Origin of the sequence: Anaerobacillus sp. (assembly GCF_046314235.1) — a bacterium.
Classification (GTDB): Bacteria; Bacillota; Bacilli; order Bacillales; family Anaerobacillaceae; genus Anaerobacillus.
This window is the reverse complement of the sequence record NZ_JBKBWN010000006.1, coordinates 1-16,550: the sequence shown is the minus strand read 5'-3', so window position 1 is coordinate 16,550 and position 16,550 is coordinate 1. Positions and strand designations below refer to the sequence as shown.

General features: G+C 35.6%; 15 protein-coding genes, 1 rRNA gene and 1 riboswitch. Of the genes, 12 read left to right on the top strand and 4 right to left on the bottom strand.

The features are described from left to right. Positions 1-32: 32 nt before the first annotated feature. From ACK4M9_RS09840 to ACK4M9_RS09825, 4 genes are all read left to right on the top strand, one after another. Positions 33-1,295 carry a Y-family DNA polymerase gene (locus ACK4M9_RS09840; protein ID WP_409849902.1) on the top strand — a complete coding sequence of 421 codons (1,263 nt, stop codon included), beginning with the start codon at positions 33-35 and terminating at the stop codon, positions 1,293-1,295. A gap of 39 nt (positions 1,296-1,334) precedes the next feature. Then, positions 1,335-1,670 carry a YolD-like family protein gene (locus ACK4M9_RS09835; protein WP_409849900.1) on the top strand — a complete coding sequence of 112 codons (336 nt, stop codon included), beginning with the start codon at positions 1,335-1,337 and terminating at the stop codon, positions 1,668-1,670. Between the two features lie 136 nt (positions 1,671-1,806). Next, a complete protein-coding gene (locus ACK4M9_RS09830) occupies positions 1,807-2,094 on the top strand; it encodes a hypothetical protein (RefSeq protein ID WP_409849899.1) in 288 nt (95 codons plus the stop codon). 305 nt (positions 2,095-2,399) lie between these two features. Further along, positions 2,400-2,870: a low molecular weight protein-tyrosine-phosphatase gene (locus tag ACK4M9_RS09825; protein ID WP_409849897.1), complete on the top strand. Its 471-nt coding sequence runs from the start codon at positions 2,400-2,402 to the stop codon at positions 2,868-2,870. Positions 2,871-3,058: 188 nt separating this feature from the next. Here the strand turns inward: ACK4M9_RS09825 and ACK4M9_RS09820 are convergent, their stop codons facing one another. Beyond that, positions 3,059-3,238: an H-type small acid-soluble spore protein gene (locus ACK4M9_RS09820; protein WP_409849895.1), complete on the bottom strand. Its 180-nt coding sequence runs from the start codon at positions 3,236-3,238 to the stop codon at positions 3,059-3,061. 196 nt (positions 3,239-3,434) lie between these two features. Between ACK4M9_RS09820 and asnB the strand changes: the two genes are divergently transcribed. From asnB to ACK4M9_RS09800, 4 genes are all read left to right on the top strand, one after another. After that, positions 3,435-5,282: an asparagine synthase (glutamine-hydrolyzing) gene (gene asnB / locus ACK4M9_RS09815; protein WP_409849893.1), complete on the top strand. Its 1,848-nt coding sequence runs from the start codon at positions 3,435-3,437 to the stop codon at positions 5,280-5,282. Between the two features lie 113 nt (positions 5,283-5,395). Continuing rightward, positions 5,396-5,584: riboswitch (cobalamin riboswitch) on the top strand. Between the two features lie 77 nt (positions 5,585-5,661). Next, complete coding sequence (locus ACK4M9_RS09810; RefSeq protein ID WP_409849891.1) at positions 5,662-6,165, top strand: ECF transporter S component; 504 nt, start codon at positions 5,662-5,664, stop codon at positions 6,163-6,165. After that, positions 6,166-6,906: an AIR synthase related protein gene (locus tag ACK4M9_RS09805; protein WP_409849889.1), complete on the top strand. Its 741-nt coding sequence runs from the start codon at positions 6,166-6,168 to the stop codon at positions 6,904-6,906. Between the two features lie 164 nt (positions 6,907-7,070). Next, positions 7,071-8,483 carry a sigma-54 interaction domain-containing protein gene (locus tag ACK4M9_RS09800; RefSeq protein WP_409849887.1) on the top strand — a complete coding sequence of 471 codons (1,413 nt, stop codon included), beginning with the start codon at positions 7,071-7,073 and terminating at the stop codon, positions 8,481-8,483. Positions 8,484-8,551: 68 nt separating this feature from the next. On the opposite strand, the gene ACK4M9_RS09795 is transcribed toward ACK4M9_RS09800, so the two are convergent. Further along, entirely contained in the window at positions 8,552-9,103 is a 552-nt protein-coding gene (locus tag ACK4M9_RS09795; protein ID WP_409849885.1) for a hypothetical protein, read from the bottom strand. Between the two features lie 387 nt (positions 9,104-9,490). On the opposite strand from ACK4M9_RS09795, the gene ACK4M9_RS09790 reads away from it, so the two are divergent. Then, a complete protein-coding gene (locus tag ACK4M9_RS09790; RefSeq protein ID WP_409849883.1) occupies positions 9,491-10,810 on the top strand; it encodes a solute carrier family 23 protein in 1,320 nt (439 codons plus the stop codon). Between the two features lie 116 nt (positions 10,811-10,926). Further along, positions 10,927-11,859, top strand: coding sequence for a manganese-dependent inorganic pyrophosphatase (locus ACK4M9_RS09785; RefSeq protein WP_409849881.1), 933 nt, complete (start codon positions 10,927-10,929; stop codon positions 11,857-11,859). Between the two features lie 58 nt (positions 11,860-11,917). Here ACK4M9_RS09785 and ACK4M9_RS09780 read toward each other — a convergent pair whose 3' ends face one another. Both ACK4M9_RS09780 and ACK4M9_RS09775 read right to left on the bottom strand, forming a co-directional pair. After that, positions 11,918-12,844 (bottom strand): GNAT family N-acetyltransferase, encoded by a 927-nt coding sequence (locus tag ACK4M9_RS09780; RefSeq protein ID WP_409849879.1) that lies wholly within the window; start codon positions 12,842-12,844, stop codon positions 11,918-11,920. 274 nt (positions 12,845-13,118) lie between these two features. Then, complete coding sequence (locus ACK4M9_RS09775; RefSeq protein WP_409849877.1) at positions 13,119-13,754, bottom strand: 3'-5' exonuclease; 636 nt, start codon at positions 13,752-13,754, stop codon at positions 13,119-13,121. A 183-nt stretch (positions 13,755-13,937) separates the two neighbouring features. On the opposite strand from ACK4M9_RS09775, the gene pulA reads away from it, so the two are divergent. Both pulA and ACK4M9_RS09765 read left to right on the top strand, forming a co-directional pair. Further along, positions 13,938-15,893: a type I pullulanase gene (pulA, locus tag ACK4M9_RS09770; protein WP_409849875.1), complete on the top strand. Its 1,956-nt coding sequence runs from the start codon at positions 13,938-13,940 to the stop codon at positions 15,891-15,893. A 567-nt stretch (positions 15,894-16,460) separates the two neighbouring features. After that, positions 16,461-16,550, top strand: a 16S ribosomal RNA gene (locus ACK4M9_RS09765); the annotation flags it as partial.

Sequence of the window (16,550 nt, the reverse complement as noted above, 5' to 3'; positions counted from 1 at the left end):
TTATGCACTTATTTTAAGAAAGGAGTGGCAAGATGAAAATAGATTATAATTCATTACCGGTACGAACAATATTTTGTATTGATATGAAAAGTTTTTATGCGAGTTGTTCGGCTCTCGCCCTTGGTTTAGATCCATTGACATGTTATTTAGCTGTTGTTGGAGATACCGAGAGGGGAGGGAGTGTGGTTTTAGCTGCCACACCTCGATTGAAGGCAGAGTTTGGGATTAAAACCGGAAATCGTCTCTTTGAAATTCCGAGTGACCCTCGTATAAAAATTGTCAACGCTCAAATGACGACGTATTTACAAGTTTCTACAAAGCTGACCCAGTTTTTTAATCAATACGTTCCATTAGAAGCAATTCACACGTATAGCGTTGACGAGAGCTTTCTTGATGTTAAAGGAACGAGACGACTTTGGGGAAGTGAGTGGGAACTTGCAGAGCGGATCCGCGAGGAAATGTTAACCGAGTTTGGTTTAAGCTGTTCTATTGGTATTGGACCAAATATGCTGCTGGCAAAAGTTTGTCTTGATTTAGAAGCGAAAAAGGTAGGGGTTGCGAAGTGGACATATGCTGATGTAGAAACGAAGCTTTGGAATGTATCTCCGTTACGCAAAATGTGGGGAATTGGTTCGAGAGTCGAGAAGCGGTTACATAAATTAGGGATTTTCTCTATTGGTCAATTAGCCAATGCGCCATTACCGTTACTTGAAAAACATTTTGGGATTATCGGAAACCAGCTTTACTATCATGCCAATGGAGTCGATCTTTCTGATCTTGGTGCTCCTCTTATGCAAGGTCAAATTAGCTTTGGAAAAAGTCAAATCTTACTTCGTGATTATTGTGATCGTGAAGAAGTAAAACACGTCATTTTAGAAATGTGCGAAGAAGTGGCTAGAAGAGCGCGGACAGCTAAAAAGGCAGGAAGAACAATTAGCTTAGGAATTGGTTACAGCAAGGATGTGGCAGGCGGAGGTTTTCACAGATCGATTACGCTTCAAGGCGCAACAAATATTACCCTAGAAATATATAAAGCGTGCTTACAGCTTTTTTATGAGCACTACCAAGGGGAAACTGTCCGAAGCATCTCTATTACCCTTTCGAATGTACTAAACGATGATCAAATTCAACTTAGTTTGTTTGAACCGAACAAGCCTCGTCAAAGAAATTTAGGTTATGTAATGGACTTTATCAGAGAGAAACACGGTTCAGATAAGCTACTTAGAGCAGTTTCTTATACGCAGGCAGGAACAGCTAAACATCGTAGTAAACTTGTTGGTGGCCATAAATCGTAAATACTTGAGATAAAAAAATTTTTTAGAACTTTGAAAGAGGTGAGAAAAATTATTAGAGATCGGGGTAATATAAAATGGACAGCGATGATGCTACCTGAGCATGTAGCGATGCTTCGGGAGTTAAAGATGAATGAAAACAACAAATCAAAGCCACTTATTGATGAGCAGCAGCTTGAAGAAATGAACGATTTGATTCGTTTTGCAATTGAAACTAACAATTCAGTAATAGTAACATACTACCAAGAATATGATTACAAAGTAGTTGTAGGTGTTATTGAACGTTATGATCCTGCTAGAGGGTGTATTCGTATCGATAATGATGGGACTTTACTAACGATTGATACTGAAGACATTATTGATATAAAAAGTAACTAAGGCTGAATAGACGTTCACTTTTTGTTCAACGTATTGTAATAATTTTTTTACGATTTGTTTACTCCAATCTGTAAGAAAAGGTGATATAGTAGTAGTGCAAAAGTGAATTCAAAAAACAAGAATAGGAAGTGAAGGCGTGATCGTTCGAGATCTAATCGAAACAACAGAATTTTTCACAGAGGAAACAAAGAATGATTTTTTTGTTATTTATGAAAAATTTGCAAACAGTGATTGTAACTGCGAAGGCAACATGTTAGAAGAAATAGAATGTGATGATGAGGAAATCGTTCAAATTCTTCAAGGTAATCCTGAATGTAGTTGTTCTCTACGAAATATTAAGAGCTATTGCGTTGGGCAAGAATTTAAGACTGTAGAAGATATTCTTGCAATGATTAAAGAAGAGCACAGAGAAATCTTTAAGTAAAACGTTAGTTGCGTAGCCATAATTATCTACAAAATTAAATTAAAATATATACTACGTTTTCACACATCCTCTCAATACTTGTTGAGAGGATTTCCTTTTGTAAAAGAGACAGACAAGACGAACGTTAAAGTTAAGGACAAGAGAAAAACAAACTTTTGTAATATTGCAGTAAAATAAAGAAAAGCTATAATTAGTTTATTACATGAGTGAATTTCATAATTACCTTAACCGAGCTATATTTAGAACTTAATAGCGAAAATAATGAATTATGAAATTCATTAACATATTAACAAAGGGGCTCTAAAATGATAAAAGTGTTATTTGTTTGTTTAGGAAATATTTGTCGCTCACCAATGGCTGAAGCCATTTTTAGACAAAAGGTGAAAGAAGCTGGACTTGAGGATAAATTTTCAATTGATTCAGCTGGAACAGGGAATTGGCATATTGGCAACCGTCCCCATGAAGGGACTTTGCAAATTTTAAAAGACAAGAATATTGATAGTGCCAATATTACAGCTAGACAGGTCAGTTCCGAAGACTTGAAAGAGTTTGATTACATCATTGCGATGGATGCAGAAAACTTAGGGAACTTACACCGTATAAAAGGTAGAGAGGCATCAGGCGAAATCCGAAGACTCTTAGATTTCATTCCTGAGTCAGAGGTTGTTGACGTCCCAGATCCATATTTTACAGGGAATTTTGAAGAGGTTTATGATTTAGTAGAGGAAGCATGTAACGAGCTTCTAACGTATATTAGAAAGAAAGAACTACAATAAAAGGAGAAGAGGCTGTCCTATAAGTGTCAGAGCACCTCGAAGTCGTCTATAGATAGAAGTGTATGGCTGTACAAACTCTATTTATAGTAGGTGAGGTGACTGATACTTTGTTTTTGGGATGACCTCTTTTTTGAGAAAGAAATAAAGATAACCGATTTTTAAAAAGTTTTGCTTTTCGCATTCCTTCTTTACATCTCTTGAAGTTCTTGTACGTCTACTGTCATTTCATTTTCAGGATTTTCCTTTGGATAAACGCGAGCTGTACCATCCTCATTATTAACATTCTGAATCCAGATCGAAGTACCGTTATGCTGTACTTCAATTTCTTTGGCAGAGTCTAAAATTTGTTTTGCTCGATTGACGTTCATATGTATACCTCCTTTATTTTGTAAACCCTATCCATAATATCTCTACAATAGAAAAAACTATGCATGAAAGAATTTATGTGAGAATACATGCCAATCGACAAATTTAATGAACGAGTGACCCTATATGTGAATATGTTGATGTATGGGCGCTACGCCCCATTAAATTAACAAGATTCCCTAGGAGGGGTTGATATAGATGTGTGGTATTACTGGTTGGATTGATTGGAAAAAGGATTTAACAAAAGAAACAAAGATGGTAGAACGAATGGCGGCTACATTAAAGAAGCGAGGTCCGGATGATTCCAATGTTTGGAGTTCGCCACATGCTTCCTTTGGTCATACACGATTAGTTGTTGTTGATCCTGAAGGTGGCAAACAGCCGATGACAAAGTCAGCATATGACAAAACGTTTACAATAGCCTATAATGGCGAACTTTATAATACAGAGGATCTTCGCAAGGAGTTGTTACAACGAGGACACTCGTTTAAGTCACACTCTGATACCGAAGTTTTGCTTACTTCATTTATCGAGTGGGGACCTGATTGTGTCGATCGCTTAAATGGAATTTTCGCTTTTGCCATTTGGAATGCAGCAAAAGAGGAGTTGTTCATTGCTCGAGATCGTTTAGGTGTTAAACCGCTTTTTTATCAGGAATTAAGTGGTGCTTTATTGTTTGGCTCAGAGCTAAAAGCTGTGCTAGCTCATCCAGATGTAAAGTCAGAGGTAACAAAGGAAGGGTTAGCTGAAGTATTTGGTTTAGGTCCTTCGAGAACTCCAGGCCACGGTGTTTTTCATAATATGAAGGAATTACGTCCTGGTCACGCCTTAAAATATAATCGTAGTGGGCTAAAAGTTTACCGTTATTGGAGTTTGAAAAGTACGTACCACGAAGACACGATTGAACAAACAGCGGACAAAATTCAATGGTTGCTACAAGATACGGTAGAAAGACAGCTTGTCGCCGATGTTCCAGTGAGTACATTTTTATCTGGGGGTGTCGATTCAAGCGCGTTAACGTCTTTTGCCGCAAAGTATTTTAAAAAAGAAGGTAGAGGTCCACTCCATACCTATTCTGTCGACTATGTCGATAATGATAAATACTTTAAGGCTAACGATTTTCAACCAAATGCAGATGGGCCTTGGATTAAAGAGGTATCTGATTATTTAGGAACAAAGCATCACTCTTGTATTATTACGAATGAAGATTTGGCTGGCTATTTGATAGAAGCCGTCCTTGTCCGCGATCTACCAGGCATGGCTGACATTGATTCTTCATTGCTTTGGTTTTGTAAACAAATTAAAAAAGATGTAACAGTTGGTTTATCAGGTGAGTGCGCAGATGAAATTTTTGGTGGTTATCCATGGTTCCATCGCGAAGATTTAATGAACCGAAATAGCTTTCCTTGGATGCACTCTACTTTAGAAAGGGAAGCGTTACTGAAATCTGAATGGCGCGAAAAACTTCAGCTTCAAGATTATGTCATGAATCGTTATACAGACACATTGGCTGAAACACCACGTCTTGAAGGTGAAAGTAAAGAAGAAGCAAGGCGCCGTGAGTTGTTTTATTTAAACATTGTTTGGTTTATGACGACATTACTCGATCGCAAAGACCGGATGAGTATGGGGGCAAGTCTTGAAGTGAGGGTACCATTTGCTGATCATCGACTTGTCGAATATGTTTGGAATATCCCATGGCAAATGAAAAACTTTGAAGGACGTGAGAAAGGGATTTTACGAAAAGCGTTAGAAGGCATGTTGCCACATAATGTCCTTTATCGTAAAAAGAGCCCTTACCCAAAAACTCATAATCCTCACTATACAAAGGCAGTCAAACAATGGTTACAAGAAATAGTCGATGATCCATCGTCACCATTGTTACAATTTGTAGATGAACAGAAGGTGCGAGAAATAATTGAAACAGATGGAGCAGCATTTAAGAAACCGTGGTTTGGGCAACTGATGAATGGCCCGCAGCTGATCGCTCATCTAGCCCAGATTGATACGTGGCTTAGGGAGTATAAGGTTGAGATAAAAGAATAACAAGCAAAAGCAACCATGAGTTAAATTCTTGGTTGCTTTTTGTGACCTTAAAAGGTCCAAAGTTTTTACTATTTATCATTGACTTCTTTTGTCCCAGTTAATAAAATGAAAGTAATTAAATAGACGTTTTAGGTGCCAATTAATGGAGAATAGGGAAATCAAAAGAGGTTGTATAACTCTTAAATGATGCGGACCCACCACTGTAATCGGGGATGAAACCTTAAAAACCACTACGTAAGTAGGAAGGTAAGGGAGTAAAAAGAACCGTAAGCCAGGAGACCTGCCTAAAGTGAACAATGAGGATGATGGAAAAGTCTTCAATAAGTTAAGTATGCTTATTGATGGCTTTTTTTGTTTTAAAAAAGGGGGAAATGAAAAGATGGAAACGAAAAAGATGAAAAAGACTTACAAATTTAAAACGAAACAAATCGTACTAATGGCGATGTTTATTGCACTGGCTTTTGTGGGAAGCTTTATAAAAATTCCAAGCCCGTTTGGAACAGTAGCATTAGATTCTGCACCGGCATTTATAGCAGCAATGCTACTAGGGCCTGTTCCAGGGGCAATCGTAGCTTTTATGGGACATTTACTAACTTCGTTAAATGTTGGCTTTCCTTTAACGATTCCTATTCATCTATTAATTGCAACAGAAATGGGCTTAATTTGTGCTTTAGTTGGAATTATTTTTAGAAAAGGTAGCTTATTCATGGCGCTTGTGGTTGGTCTATTACTAAATGGAGTAGCAGCACCAGCTTCATTTATATTAATTCCTCAGTTTGGTCTACCGTTTTTTTCGGTGATGCTTATACCTATATTAGTTGGTTCTGCGGTAAACTTAATTATTGTTGCGATCGTAGTTCGGACCTTGAAAGGAAGGATTTAAATGATGAGGATTAGTAGGTACCGTGATTTGACAATCTTGCATGACGATGAGAAAAGTTTTGTCATTGCCTGTGATTCTTCTGGTGGTATCGGTCCAAAGAAATTAGACGTGGTAAAAACAGATGGTTATACATTAGGGCGTTTTCTAGCAAGAGTTGTCCTTATGGAAATAATCTCAGTTGGTGCAAAACCGATAACGATTATTGACACATTAGCTGTGGAAATGAATCCAACCGGTCAAGAGATTATCAGTGGAATTAGAGCAGAAGCAGAGCAACTAGGATTAGATACAAATAACTTATTAAATGGCAGCACAGAAGAAAATATGCCTGTCCAACAAACGGGTGTTGGTATAACGGCTATCGGTGAAGTGTCGAATTTAGAATGTGAAAGTTCCCCCGGAGATCAAGTCATTTGTATTGGTGTTCCCAAAGTAGGAAATGAAGTGTCTTTAGAAGATCCTGAAATTTGCAATTTGCCTGTTGTTCAAGAATTACGAGAGATTGTTGGGGTTCATGAAATTGTCCCGATTGGTTCTAAAGGGATTAATTATGAACTAAATGAATTGTTAAAACGAAACCAGATGTCCCTTATTAAATTCCAAACAGGTTTAGACTTACATAAATCTGCCGGCCCTGTTACTTGTGTTATTGCAACAGTTAAGCTTGAATGTATAGAAACGATTAAAAAAATAGTTACTCAACCTATAAGTATATTAGGTCGATTAATAGATAAGACTTGAACAATAATTTTTAGTCTTTCTATTTTGACGTTTTCGAATATGAACATACTCCTCCAAAAAATAGCTGATCCAATTTAAACGGAGCGGCTATTTTTTAGTTCAGAGCAATATCATTTTGCACCGCTAACTGATTTTGCATATACTCTTGTTGAGGGGGACAACAAATGAAGCTCAAAGAGGAATTAAAGCAATTAAAAAACATGATTTATATATACGAAAGCATCTTAAACGAAATAAATGTAGGAGTTCAAGTAGTTAATACTGAAGGTAATACAATTATTTATAATCAGAAAAAGATGCAATTAGAGTCAATGCAACTAAATGATGTATTAAATAAAAACCTACTAGAGATCTTTTCGTTTAAAAGTAGAAAAGAGAGTAGGTTATTACTAGCATTGGAAAATGGTACTGCAACAAAAAATGCGAAACAGACCTATTTTACGAATAAAGGAAAAGAGATTACGACTATTAATAACACCTTCCCGATAATTAAAGATGGTAATATTATTGCTGCTGTAGAACTTGCAAGTGATATTACCAAATTAGAAAGGTTAAAAGAAAATGTATTAAAAAGCGGTAATATTAGATATAAGTTTGAAAGTATTATTGGAGAAAGTAGAGCAATAAAAGAAGTAATTCAAAATAGTAAACGAGCAACACGTACATCTTCGTCGGTTCTAATTATTGGGGAAACAGGGACTGGAAAAGAATTATTCTCACAAAGTATTCATCACGGTAGTGACCGCTCTAACAAGCCGTTTATTTCGCAAAATTGCGCTGCTTTGCCCGATAACTTAATTGAGAGTCTATTATTTGGTACAAAAAAAGGCGCGTTTACTGGGGCAATTGACCACCCTGGCTTACTAGAGCAAGCAGAAGGTGGAACGATTTTACTAGATGAAGTTAATTCGCTAAACATAGCACTACAGGCGAAATTATTAAGAGCGATCCAAGAAAAATCGATTAGGAGAGTTGGCGATACGAAAGACAAAGAAATTGATGTTAGAATTATCGCCACTATCAATGAAGACCCAATAGAAGCTATTGCAAACAATAGACTACGCAAAGATTTGTATTATCGTTTAAGTGTGGTTTCTCTAGTCATACCACCACTTAGAGAACGGAAAGAGGATATTCCGCTATTAGTTCAAACATTTATTGAAAAGTATAATCATTTGTTCCAGCTGGATGTTAGGAAGATAAGCAATAAAGTATATCAATTATTTTTAGATTATGATTGGCCGGGTAATATCCGCGAACTTGAACATGCCATTGAAGGTGCAATGAACCTTATTAGCAACGAAACAGAAATTAGTTATAACCATTTACCATACCATTTTTTAAATAAATCGAAGCAGGTTACTAGCTATCCGTCACAGCATCATCAGGGTGAACCTTCCGACTTAGATAACTTAACATTGAAATTAAAAGATCAAATGGAAGAAGCGGAGGCAAACTATTTAAAAAAAGTTCTGATGAATAATAAAAATAATATTACTTATACGGCAAAGGTGCTTGGGATTAGTCGCCAAAGTTTACAATATCGGCTTAGAAAATATAAAATCAAAGATTTTTAACTGGGACGGATGAATCTACATTTAGAGAGGTAGCTAATGACTTTATGTCATTAGCTACCTTTTCACTGTTATTGTTGATATTGATTGTAATCATTCTGTCCGGACATATTTTGACTAGACATTGAGCTGCCTTGATTTTGGCTTGACATACCTTGGCCTTGGCCTTGATTTTGCATTTGTTGCTGTTGCTGTTGCAATTGTTGTTGTGATTGATTAATTTGTTGTGTGATTTGGTTTAACATGTTAAAAGACTGTAGAGATTGTCCAACGCTTCCTAACATTTGTGATGCTTGTTGAACGGATTGTTGTAGCTGCTGGAAAGTTTTTTGTTGTTGCTGCTGAGCTTGAGTGCTGAATTGTTGCATTTGTTGTAAAAGTTCGTTTGAAGACTGGATGGTTTGATTAGAAGTTGTGCTACTTCCTCCCATACTTCCTTGAGAAGATTGCATTTGTGTTAATGCATTTTGCATACTCTCTAACTGATTTCTTAAAGGCATTAACTCATCTCCAATCTCTTCTTCTACTTTAGATTGTGCAATTGATTCAATACGTGCTTTTTGAGCAGCATCCGTTTCAACGATCTCAGCTTTCTTTATGATCTTATCTGTATCTCTTTCCATAGCAAATTCCTCCTTGAATTGGTTTTGTGGTATTGGGTTGGATTTCACAAGTAGGTACTTAGGATTTTGCTTATCTGTAACCCTTGTTACATAAACAACACCAATTACTACAGCTATAAATAGGACAAACCAGAAGAATAACATTCCATTAATGGTAATGCACCTCCATTTCGAACTACATCACAAACATTGCTGTAATGCAGTACGAATTTATTATGGACTAAAATTAGTTTTGTACTAATAAAAAAACTGCCAATTTGTCCATCTGATCTCCCTCTGGAAGTTATGATGCAAAATCACTTCTTACTATTTGTTTTTTACGCAATGTATTGAATGAATTGAATAAGTTCAACAAAAGCTAAGAGGAAAAAAGGAGGAATTTAAGTTTTGAATAATCATCAAGAGTTTGGTGTACACGAAATACCGAAGTGGAATAAATGGATCATTTTAAGTATTCAACATTTATTTGCGATGTTTGGTGCAACAATCCTTGTTCCTTATTTAACAGGCCTAAGCCCAGCTGTAGCTTTAGTTTCTAGCGGCTTAGGTACTCTAGCTTATATAGTCATTACAAAAGGGAACGTTCCAGCCTATTTAGGATCATCATTTGCCTTTATCGCGCCGATTATTGCATCAACTGCTATCGGTGGAGTAGAAGGGGTAATGATTGGATCATTTATGGCTGGTGTTGTTTATGCGGTTATCGCAATAATTATTAAAGGTACTGGTATCCATTGGTTAATGAAGTTATTACCTCCTATTGTAGTAGGTCCTGTTATTATGGTAATTGGACTGGGTCTAGCGAGTGTAGCTATAAACATGGCAATGAACTTTAATTATGAGCTAGGAGTGTTCGTTGATCCAATGCTACACTTTACAGTTGCACTCATTACATTAGCAATTACGATCTTTAGTTCGATATTTTTAAGAGGTTTTTTTAGTCTAGTACCGATATTATTTGGAATTGTCGGTGGTTATATTTCAGCTTATTTTTTAGGGATTGTTGATTTTACGCCAGTATTAGAAGCAGCTTGGTTTCGAGTGCCTAATTTCATTATTCCGTTTGTCACCTACACACCAAAATTTTCTTGGACGATTATTGCTTTAATGGTTCCAATATCAGTTGTCACAATTTCAGAGCACATTGGTGACCAAATGGTCTTAAGTAAGGTAGTAGGACAAGACTTTATAAAAAAACCAGGACTTCACCGATCGATTCTTGGTGATGGAGTGGCAACGATGATTGCTTCATTTCTTGGCGGCCCCCCTAATACGACATATGGTGAAAACATTGGTGTTTTAGCAATCACGAGAGTTTTCAGCGTTTTTGTCATTGCTGGAGCTGCTGTTTTAGCTATTTTATTTGGATTTATGGGGAAAATTGAGGCATTAATTGCGACCATTCCAACAGCTGTAATGGGTGGAGTTTCGATTTTATTGTTTGGTATTATTGCTTCCTCTGGGTTAAGAATGCTCATTGATAACAAAGTTGATTTAGGGCATAAACGAAATTTGATTATTTCCTCGGTTATTTTAGTAGTAGGTATAGGAGGAGCGTTTATTGAACTAACTGAAAATGTTCAGATTGCTGGTATGGCTTTGGCAACGATCATTGGAATTGTGCTTCATTTGTTATTGTCAGGGAAAGAGCAAAGCTACGGAAATTATGCTCTTTTTGCAGGTTTAGACGAAAAGGATAATAAATAAGTAATAAAAGTAGCCGAGTTTTTGGCTACTTTTTCAGTTAAGGAAAAATTCAGTTTAGACAAATCAGGCTTTTTTCGGTAAAATTGTTGCATATTATATATTAAAGGAGTAGAAATATGGAAAAAGTACTTATTTTTGGTCATAAAAATCCTGATACTGATACGATTTGTTCAGCAATTGCTTATGCTGACTTAAAAAAGAAATTAGGAATGGACGTAGAACCTGTTCGTTTAGGTGAGGTTAGTGGAGAGACTCAATTTGCGTTAGATTACTTCAAAGCTGAAACACCACGATTGGTTCAAACAGTCGCTAATGAAGTAAATAGTGTAATATTAGTCGACCATAACGAGTTCCAGCAAAGTGTTGATGATATTGAAACGGTACGAGTTCTAGAAGTAATTGACCACCATCGTATTGCTAATTTTCAAACAAGCGATCCTTTGTATTATCGCTGTGAACCTGTAGGTTGTACTGCAACAATTTTAAACAAACTATATAAAGAAAATGGCATTAAAATTGAAAAAGCTATTGCAGGACTAATGTTATCAGCAATAATTTCTGATTCTTTATTATTTAAATCGCCAACGTGTACGGAGGAAGATGTAAAAGCGGCGCGCGAACTAGCTGACCTTGCAGAAGTTGATGCAGATTCTTACGGATTAGAAATGTTAAAAGCCGGTGCTAATTTAACTGATAAAACAGTTGAACAGTTAATATCCCTTGATGCGAAGGAATTTCAGATGGGGAATTACAAAGTGGAAATTGCACAAGTGAATGCGATTGATACAAATGATGTTTTAGTTCGTCAACCAGAGTTAGAAGAAGTTCTTACGAATGTAATTAAAGAAAAAGAGTTAGATTTATTTTTATTAGTTGTGACGGATATCTTAAACAGTAACTCTGTTGGATTGGCGTTAGGAAAAGAAACGAAAGCAGTGGAACAAGCATACAACGTTAAGTTAACAAACAATACAGCTCTTTTAGAAGGTGTTGTTTCACGTAAAAAACAAATCGTACCTGTGTTAACTGATATTTTTAATAAAATGTAATGACAAAAAGCCAGCTAAATCTTTAGCTGGCTTTAGATTTACTGGTATCGACTTTTTACTAATTCTTACTAAAGACTGCAATCTGATATATAGCCTTCATTCCTACTTTTTCATATAGAAGATTAGCATTTGTTAAGCTGTTTGCATCAACCATTAACTGTACTTTTGGAAAGTTAATGGTATAACAATCCTGAAAAATTTGATTCAATAATGTTTTAGCAACTCCAAGGTTCCTCCTAGTATTTATAACGCCAAGTAGGTCTATCCATATTGCTTCTGGACTTTTTTTGCACATGATAAATCCTGAAGGTTCGTCATTTAAGTATGCAATATACCAGAGAGTTTTATCGTATCCAGGGGAAGTTTTCTCGGTCATCCACATATCTAAAGTCTGTTCTCTGTGTTCTCTAGTGTCTTTAAAACAATGATTATACAAATCAAACAATAACTCCCAGTCTGTTTGGGCATCAAATAACTTTAATTTTATAGTTTCAGGTATTTTATAAGCATTTAAAGTGTCAATATCAATACTCATTTTGCTATGAAGTCTACTGAAAGAAAATCCGTTTTCTTTCATTAAACAAACCGCCTTTTTATTTTTGGCTGGGATAATAATATTGAAAGTATGCTTAACCCCTAACTTTTTATATTTATCGATATAATAGGATGCTCTATCGTGAAAAGCTTTTACTAATAGGGAACCTACACCTAGTCCTTTTTGGTTTGGGGCAACAAATCCGTAGCAATCAATACGTCCTTCACTAATCTCTTCAATAAAACCATAACCAACAATAGAGTAATCAAAGGTTTGGATAATAAATGTGTTGGTATCTAAAGATATATCGTCCCATATTTCTTGTAAATCTTCTTTAGAAAAATCAGGTTCACCCCATTCATCAATATCACAAGCAATTATTAGCTCAGTTATATTAATAAGATCATCTTGCTTAGCAGGTCTTACATAAAAAGAACGATCATCAGTCATAATGCTTCCTCCTTGAGATTAGATAAATAAAATATATAACCTGCCTTTTTAGCAGTCAAAGTTTTTTTATGATGCCAAGGAAAAATTAGTTATGTGAAATGTATTACATAAACACAAGCATTGTTTTGAATTTGTTACCTCGATGCAAAGTTCATGTAGTTGATCAATGAAGTATTTACAAATGAAGGGGTCACTAGCTTTGTTGTTAGGTAAAAAACACATTCAATTATGAAGGGACTTTTCAGTGTCCTTTCAAATGCGAATGTGTTTTTGATCATTTAGCTGATATGTTAGCTTTATATAATTTATTTTGCTCGATAGTTTCTTTGTTTTTTAGAAACTGTTGAGAAATTTCTTTTTTTGTGACGTTATTTTTGTTGAGTTTAATTTCATCAATAAATCTTAATAACAATTGAGCAGTGTTTATAGCGTCATCAATACCTCGATGAGCTTTCCCCATGGGTTCAATTTGGGCCAGTTGCAAAGCATTTTTTAATCCTAATTGACTATTGTTATCGGCGACTAATAAGTCTCCAATTTGTTTTTGAATATCGTTATAATTTTTGAACCAATCTAAATTCATTTTACTTCGAACGCATTGGTTAATAATATGAGCCTTATCATCTTTTCCCCAGGCGCATAAATAATAATCATCTCCTAACCAAATTGAAAATTGTTCAATTGCTTTGCTAAATGGAATAGCAGTTTTTATGTCTTCTTTCGTCATTTTAATAAATTTTCTTGTGCTTTTTGAAATGTAACCATTTTTAGGTGAGATATAAATCTGAAATTGGTCAATAAGTTTTTTTTCTTTCAAATCGATCTTACATGCGCCAATTTCAACAATTTCACTAAGCTGACCTTTTCGGAAACGTTTTACTAATTCTAAATCAAAAACTATGGCATTCAATATTCTCTTCCCTTCGGTACAAGTTTGTTTGTTTATCTTTCCCTTAATTAAAACGAGTCATTTTAATATAATCATTAGTAATGTTAACAAAATTGTGCAAACGATTGCCAACGGAATGCGATAAATATGTTATTGTTAATAATATAATAAAATTTGTTTTTTCTAAAGAGAAAGGGGTTAATTATGGCGGTACAAAAGGAAATTAATTATGAAATTTCGTATGGAGACCCTTCTGTTACAGGAGGTATCTCTGTATTTTCAGAGGAGTTTGATGATCTTTTTTATTACGAAAAAGATGATCTAGGTTGCACGTTTTCTAAAGAAAGTACAGTTCTTAAGGTTTGGGCGCCTACAGCTTCCGAAGCATATGTAGTTTTGTACGATAGCTGGGATGGAGAGGCGTTATGTGAGCATCTTATGCAACGTCAAGAAAAAGGAGTTTGGTTTATAGAATTACCTGGGAATTATGAAGGTAAATTATATACTTATAAAGTAAAGATTGACAATACTTGGAATGAAGCGGCTGACCCATACGCTAAAGCGGTGGCAGTTAACGGTGATCGTTCAGCAATCATAGATTTCAGTAAAACAAACCCAACTAATTGGCCAGTTAAGAAATCTTCATTTACAGCGGCGACTGATGCAATTATTTATGAACTACATATTCGCGATTTATCGATGCACCCTGAAAGTGGAATGACTAAAAAAGGAAAGTTTTTAGGGCTTTGTGAACAAGGTACGACTGGTCCTAATGGAATTCCAACAGGATTATCATATATCAAGGATTTAGGGGTAACTCATGTTCAGTTATTACCGATCTATGATTATAGTACCGATAGTGTCGATGAAACAAAATTAGATACACCTCAATATAATTGGGGCTATGACCCAAAAAACTATAATGTTCCAGAAGGGTCTTATTCAACAAATCCGTATGAACCATCTTGTCGAATTAAAGAATTAAAGGAGCTTATATCGACGCTTCATAACAATGGGTTAAGAGTAGTTATGGATGTAGTTTATAATCATGTATATGATGCATTTCGTATGAATTTTATGAAATTAGTGCCAGGATATTATTTCCGTTATAACGAAGATGGTTCCTTAGCTAATGGATCAGCGTGTGGGAACGACACCGCATCTGAACGAAAGATGGTTAGAAAGTTTATTGTTGATTCAGTCGTCTACTGGGCAAGAGAGTATCACCTTGATGGTTTTCGATTTGATTTAATGGGCCTTCATGATGTGGAAACAATGAATGAAATACGTAAAAAGTTAGACCTTATTGACCCTTCAATTATTACAATTGGTGAGGGGTGGGTATTGGATACGCCGCTTGTTGACGATATGAAAGCGAACCAAACAAATGCACCTAAAATGCCGAATATAGCTCATTTTAATGATTACTTGAGAGATGGGATAAAAGGTAGTGTATTTTTTGTAGATGAAAGTGGCTTTGTAAATGGTAAAGACGATATGGAATTAGAAATTAAAAGAGGGCTTGTTGGTGGTATAGAGTATTCAAAAGAAATATCGACATTTGCCATAGAACCGACCCAAACAGTTAGTTATGTAGAGGCGCATGATAATCATACGTTATGGGATAAGTTAGCATTAACCAACCCTGGTGATTCAGTTGATACCTTAAAGAGGATGCATAAACTCGCATCTGCAATTGTTTTAACTTCGCAAGGAATAGCATTTATTCATGCCGGACAAGAGTTTATGAGAACTAAGGGCGGCGATGAAAATAGCTATAAATCTTCGACAGAAGTAAATCAACTAGATTGGGAACGATGTAGCGAGTTTCAAGACGAAGTATCATTCATGAAAAAACTTATTGCTATTAGAAAAAAGCATCCTGCATTCCGAATGAAAACGGCAGAAGAAATCCGTAAGCATCTTTTCTTTGAAGAAACTCCAGAAAAATGTGTGGCCTTTACTTTAAGAGATCATGCGAATGGTGATGCTGATACCTTGTGTGTTGCACATAATGCAAGTAGAGCAGAAGTGAAAGTCACTCTTCCATTTGTAAAAGAGTGGAGCGTTATTTTAGGTGAGGATAAGTGTAATTTTATAGTAGGGAGCGATTCTTTAGTAATTGCACCGCTTAGTAGTGTTATCTTAGTTGCCGAATAATTAAGCTAGGTTTATAAAAATAGAAACTGAGTGCTACCTTAATGTAGCCTCTTTTTTTGTTTTAGGATTTCACATATGGAAACAATTGGACATGTAATAATAGTAGAATTCTATTGTCTTATGATCATTCGTATAGTATATTAATTATCTGCTACTGAAGTGGCGGTATTGAAGTTCTGATAGTGATGTTATCTTGTCACACAGAATATAAAAAAATGTTGCGTTATGTAAAGGTAATGTGATATGATGTTTAAGTTGCTATTTCAGCTTAATGTTTCTTGGAAAATAATTTGACAAGAGAAATATTATCGTGATATAATTAATTTCTTGTCGCTGAAACGGCGAAAGTTAAGTAGTGCACTGACAATAACTTAGAGATCTGCTCCTGCGCGTTACTTGCGTCACTTTCTCGTCGCAATATTGCACGATGTACTTTCAGGTAGTGTCTCATGATGTAATTGAGATGAATGATATTGTTCTTTGAAAACTGAACACACAGCCAAGCGAATTAAAGAGATAGTAATATCTCGTCAATTTAACAAAATTTTTTGAGCTATATCAAACACTTTTATGGAGAGTTTGATCCTGGCTCAGGACGAACGCTGGCGGCGTGCCTAATACATGCAAGTCGAGCGGAGTTGAAAAAAAGTTTACTTT

What these genes read in the sequence shown, in the direction of transcription:
- ACK4M9_RS09840 (WP_409849902.1), top strand. Translation starts at nt 33, where the DNA reads ATGAAAATAGATTATAATTCATTACCGGTACGAACAATATTTTGTATT.
- ACK4M9_RS09825 (WP_409849897.1), top strand. Translation starts at nt 2,400, where the DNA reads ATGATAAAAGTGTTATTTGTTTGTTTAGGAAATATTTGTCGCTCACCA.
- ACK4M9_RS09820 (WP_409849895.1), bottom strand. Translation starts at nt 3,238, where the DNA reads ATGAACGTCAATCGAGCAAAACAAATTTTAGACTCTGCCAAAGAAATT.
- asnB (WP_409849893.1), top strand. Translation starts at nt 3,435, where the DNA reads ATGTGTGGTATTACTGGTTGGATTGATTGGAAAAAGGATTTAACAAAA.
- ACK4M9_RS09810 (WP_409849891.1), top strand. Translation starts at nt 5,662, where the DNA reads ATGGAAACGAAAAAGATGAAAAAGACTTACAAATTTAAAACGAAACAA.
- ACK4M9_RS09805 (WP_409849889.1), top strand. Translation starts at nt 6,166, where the DNA reads ATGATGAGGATTAGTAGGTACCGTGATTTGACAATCTTGCATGACGAT.
- ACK4M9_RS09800 (WP_409849887.1), top strand. Translation starts at nt 7,071, where the DNA reads ATGAAGCTCAAAGAGGAATTAAAGCAATTAAAAAACATGATTTATATA.
- ACK4M9_RS09795 (WP_409849885.1), bottom strand. Translation starts at nt 9,103, where the DNA reads ATGGAAAGAGATACAGATAAGATCATAAAGAAAGCTGAGATCGTTGAA.
- ACK4M9_RS09785 (WP_409849881.1), top strand. Translation starts at nt 10,927, where the DNA reads ATGGAAAAAGTACTTATTTTTGGTCATAAAAATCCTGATACTGATACG.
- ACK4M9_RS09780 (WP_409849879.1), bottom strand. Translation starts at nt 12,844, where the DNA reads ATGACTGATGATCGTTCTTTTTATGTAAGACCTGCTAAGCAAGATGAT.
- pulA (WP_409849875.1), top strand. Translation starts at nt 13,938, where the DNA reads ATGGCGGTACAAAAGGAAATTAATTATGAAATTTCGTATGGAGACCCT.